This window comes from Immundisolibacter sp. (assembly GCF_028696615.1).
GTDB lineage: Bacteria > Pseudomonadota > Gammaproteobacteria > Immundisolibacterales > Immundisolibacteraceae > Immundisolibacter.
Window position 1 is genome coordinate 1 of sequence record NZ_JAQVGQ010000210.1, and the last position, 4,526, is coordinate 4,526.

Below are 4,526 nucleotides of genomic sequence, written 5' to 3' on the forward strand. Positions count from 1 at the left end.
GGCTCCGGGAGCGCCGCGAGGCCCTGGCTGCGCCAGGGAAGCCTGAAAGAATCCACTTTCGTCATCCCGGCGAAAGCCGGAATCCAGTTAAATCAAGCTCCTGGACCCCGACTTTCGCCGGGGTGACGGGTTGTTCAGACTATCCCCAGGACCCTGGCCAAGCTCCGGGCCCGGAAGGATGGCGCGACAGGCGGCACAGCCAGGCCAGCATCTCGTCGGCTAACTAAAATGCTCCGACCGTCCATGCAATTGTCATTGACCGAGTTTGTTACCAGGTTCATAGTCGCGCGCTACCGACCACCTCAAGGATGTGCCATGGACACTCGACACACCATCGATCCGAACGCTTCACCGATGCTTCTACGATCGCCAACGCCTGCCTCTGGCAGGGCGCATGCGAGGTACCTGGGTCACCTGGCACTTGCCGGGCTGGCGCTGAGTGGCCTGGCCGGGGCGCCGGCCAGCGCCGAAACCCTGTTCACCATTCCCGGAAACGCTGTGGGAGGTGACATCGACATCTTTCTCACCAGCGGGGTCGCCACCACGGCCACCATCACCAACGCGGACGGTTCCTTCAACACCACCGTGCCCATTCCCGCCAACGGCACGGCGATCGTCACCATCCCCGACAGCGGCCGTATCGGCCCCCTGGGCACAGCCTCGGTGAACGGCTACAGCATCGATGCCCCGGACCCGTTCGCGGCCTACCTGATGGATGCCAATGTGCCGGTAGCCTCCAACGACATCACCAACCTGTTCCCGGACACCTCCCTGGGCACCAATTACCTGGTGATGGCAGCCACCAGCAGCCTGGTGCCCGACGGTTCACAAATTGCCGTGGTGGCCGGCACCAACGGTACCACGGTGACCATCACGCCTTCGGCGCCACTGACCACCGGCCAGCCGGCCGGCGTTCCCTTCGATGTGATGCTGAACCGGCTGGAGGCAATCGAGTTCCGCGCTTCCGGAACCGGCGATCTCACCGGTACCACCATCACTGCTACCCAGCCCATCGCGGTGTTCGGCGGCCACTTCTGCGCCAATGTGCCGGACGACACCGGCTTCTGTGACCACGTCATCGAGCAGCTTCCGGCCACCTCCGACTTCGGCACCCAGTTCGTGCTGGTACCCACCGAGCAGTCCGGCCCTGGCGACGTAGTCAAGATCCTCGCCCGCGACGACGGCACCGTGGTGACCTTCCAGGACAGCGGCGGCACCACGGTGCAGCCGACCTTGAACGCCGGGCAATCCCTCACCCTGCCGCCGGCGTTGGCGGAGAACACCCGGGTGACCAGCAACCACCCCATCCTGCTGGGTCAGTTCATGATCGGACAGGGCCTTGCCGGAGACGGCGACCCGGCGTTCTCCCTGGTGCCCGACCAGAGCCAGTGGCTCGATCGCTACATCTTCAATGTCCCGGCCGGGGACTACAACGACTTTCTGGAAATCGTCATCGAGGCCGCGGCGCTGGCCAGCCTGCAGTTGGACGGCGCGGCCGTGAATCCCGCCGGCTTTACCGCCGTGCCCGGCACCACCCTGGTGGCGGGCAACGTGAGCGTCGCCGACGGTTCCCATGTCATTGCGGCGAGTTCCAGCTTCATGCTGCTGGGATACGGTTTCAACAACAACTTCGCAAGCTACTTCGGCGTCGGCGGTTCGGGCATCTCTGGCGGCGGCGTCACACCACCACCGCCCAGTACCGACACCCCTGTCCCCACGCTCTCGTCCTGGGCGCTGACGGTACTGGGTGGGATGATCGGGCTGCTGGCCGCGACCCGGCTGCGGCGCCGCACCGGCTGACACGGCAGCAGTGGCACCCAAGGCCCGGGACTCCCGGGCCTTGTCGTTTCTGCACCATGACCGTGAATCACCACCGCCGGCGCGCGCCGCCACATGTGGTCCGCGCTGCTCGCCGGTGTGGACAATGCCAGCGCCGCCGGCTGGCGCGGCTGGCCATGAGCGTGGTGCTCGGCTAGTGGATCTATCAGGCTGTTGAAAAAAATGGGCTCATTGAGCGCGACCTCATCCCGGCGCTCGATTGCGAAACATCGCGGCGCCGAAAATGCCTCCGCCAAGCGATTTCGACAGCCATGCTACGACAACGCGCTCGCCGAGACCATCAACGGCCTCTACAAGGCCGAACTGATCCACCGTCGCGCGCCATGGAAAAGCAGGGAAGCCGTGGAACTGACCACGCTGGAATGGGTGACCTGGTTCAACCACCACCGCCTGCTCGGATCGATCGGCTATATCCCGCCGGCAGAGGCCGAGGCAAACTACTACCGGCAACTCGCCAGTCAGACAACCACTGTGGCGGCCCGATTTAAACCAAACAGCCTCCACCAAACCCGGGGCGGTTCAGTCGGCCACTCAAAGTTTCTTGAAAGCTGCAGCCGCGACCAGCCCAAGGTTTCCGAGGAACGTCTGACGGTAAATGCCGCTGCGTTTGAGGTGGATGAGACGAGGGATCAGGCTCATTTCGCGCGCCTTGGCAAAACGCTCCAATATTTCCAAATTTTCCGGGGTAAGCCGGTGACTCAGGACACTCAAGGCAGCGATGTTGCGGTCGTTCCAACCACGAAAGCGGCCCTGCCACAGCATGCGAATACGCTTGAAACGAGCCGGCCAGGTCGCGTTCATGCCGACCAAGTTGCCATCGTGCTGGCGATAGCGAAGCGTGGGCTCGGCGTCATAAAAAACCTGACCGCCACACCCGGTGACCACCATGTATACCCACCAGTCGTGGCTGATCACAGGCAGGTTATCTCCCGCTTCGCGCAGAAGATTCCGCGCAGCGTTATTGAAAACCATGGTGTTGCCACCACCAATGTTTTGTATCAGCGCATTGGCAAAACTTGGTGGCTTGGTGAAAAGCGGTGACAGGCCAATTTGGTTATTATTGGAGTCAATCAAGCGGGTACGCGAGCAGTACAAAGCTGGAATGTTTTCTGGAAGTGTAGTCAGCCATTCCACTGCACGGGTCAGCTTGTTGGGTTCCCAGATGTCGTCTTGGTCGGAATAGGCGTAGTAATCCGCGTCGATGCTAGCCTTGCACGTCAGCGAGAGAAAATTCGCCGCAAAACCTTCCGCTGGACCAAAGTGAATTGACAGTCGACCCTCTGGCCACTTCCGTTGATAGGCTTCGAGGATGGCGTGGGTGTCGTCTTCGGAGCCGTCATCAGAGGCCCAGACTTCCCAGTTGCGATAGGATTGCGCAGAAAATGAATCGAGTTGTTCTGCGAGATAGCGCTGCCCGCGATAGGTGCACAGCAGAATCGCCACTTTGGGTTGGGTAACGCCGGATATACTTAGCGCGCCCAGTTTGAGCATAGCTACCGCCTTCACGAAACCTGTTTCATAGTTAAAAGAATTTTTAAGGAACCGCTGATTTATTCCCCGCCCAGCGGCCCGATAAGCGCCGCCGCTGCGACAATACGCCCTGACCCGCAGCGGTGGTGAGGAAACGTCATGCAAACGAGCTTTTCCGATCTCGAGTACGCCAGCAAGAAAAAGCAGACGCGCCGCGAGCGTTTGCTGGCGCAGCTCGACGCGGTGACGCCGTGGGCACAGCTCGAGGCGGCGCTGGCGCCGTTCTACCCGGCTGGCAAGGGACCCGGCCGGCCGCCGCTGGGGCTCGCGCGCATGCTGCGTGATGGTACATCGCCCGGCAGTGCTTCGGGCTGTCCGATGAAGGCATCGAGGATGCGCTGTGCGACAGCCAGGCCATCCGCCGCTTCGTCGGCATCGATCTGGGACGCGAGGCGGCACCGGACGCCACCACGCTGCTGAGGTTCCGCCGCCTGCTCGAAACGCACGGCCTCACGCAGGTGATCTTCGAGACCATCCGCGATCACCTGGCGCGCGAGGGCCTGCTCCTACTGCTGCGCGAGGGCACGATCCCCGCTTTCGCGAGGACGGATGCGACGCTGATCGCCGCCCCGCCGTCCACCAACAACCGCGAGCACGCACGCGACCCGGACATGCATCAGGCCAAAAGGGAAACGCGTGGCACTTCGGCATGAAGGCGCTCATCGGCGTCGATCTCGACTCCGGTTTGGTGCACACGGTGCTGACCATGCCGGCCAACGTGAGTGACGTCACCCAGGCGCACGGCCTGCTGCATGGGCAGGAGACGGTCGCGCTCGGCGATGCCGGCTACCAGGGCGTCGACCAACGCCCCGAGAATCGGGACACGCCGGTGACCTGGCACGCGGCGCTGCGCCCGGGCGCGCGCCGGGCGCTGCCCGACGATGAGGTCGGCCACCGCAAGCGGCGCATCGAGCGCGTCAAGGCCGGCCTGCGGGCGAAGGTCGAGCACCCGTTTCACATCGTCAAGAACCTGTTCAAGTACCGCAAGGCTCGCTACCGGGGCCTGGCCCGGAACACCGCGCAGGTCGTGACCCTGTTTGGCCTCGCCAACCTGGTGCTGGCGAGCTGGCGGCTGCGCGCGCGGCACACCCTCAGTGCGTCCTGAAGAATGGGAAATGGGAGGCCAGGGGGCCAAAACCACCCCGTGACGGGCCAAA

2 protein-coding genes and 2 pseudogenes are annotated in these 4,526 nt (G+C 63.3%); 3 read left to right on the top strand and 1 reads right to left on the bottom strand.

All coding sequences use genetic code 11. From position 1 onward, the window contains the following. Nucleotides 1-315 precede the first annotated feature (315 nt). Nucleotides 316-1,800 carry an IPTL-CTERM sorting domain-containing protein gene (locus tag PHC73_RS11740; RefSeq protein ID WP_300128384.1) on the top strand — a complete coding sequence of 495 codons (1,485 nt, stop codon included), beginning with the start codon at nt 316-318 and terminating at the stop codon, nt 1,798-1,800. Nucleotides 1,801-2,094: 294 nt separating this feature from the next. Then, nucleotides 2,095-2,292 (top strand): annotated as a pseudogene (locus tag PHC73_RS11745) (integrase core domain-containing protein); the annotation flags it as partial. 78 nt (nt 2,293-2,370) lie between these two features. Here PHC73_RS11745 and PHC73_RS11750 read toward each other — a convergent pair. Then, complete coding sequence (locus PHC73_RS11750) at nt 2,371-3,330, bottom strand: glycosyltransferase family 2 protein (RefSeq protein WP_366949869.1); 960 nt, start codon at nt 3,328-3,330, stop codon at nt 2,371-2,373. Between the two features lie 138 nt (nt 3,331-3,468). On the opposite strand from PHC73_RS11750, the pseudogene PHC73_RS11755 reads away from it, so the two are divergent. After that, nucleotides 3,469-4,474: pseudogene (locus tag PHC73_RS11755) on the top strand (IS5 family transposase). Nucleotides 4,475-4,526: the final 52 nt, after the last annotated feature.

Coding starts and splice junctions, on each gene's coding strand:
- PHC73_RS11740 (WP_300128384.1), top strand. CDS start 316: ATGGACACTCGACACACCATCGATCCGAACGCTTCACCGATGCTTCTA.
- PHC73_RS11750 (WP_366949869.1), bottom strand. CDS start 3,330: ATGCTCAAACTGGGCGCGCTAAGTATATCCGGCGTTACCCAACCCAAA.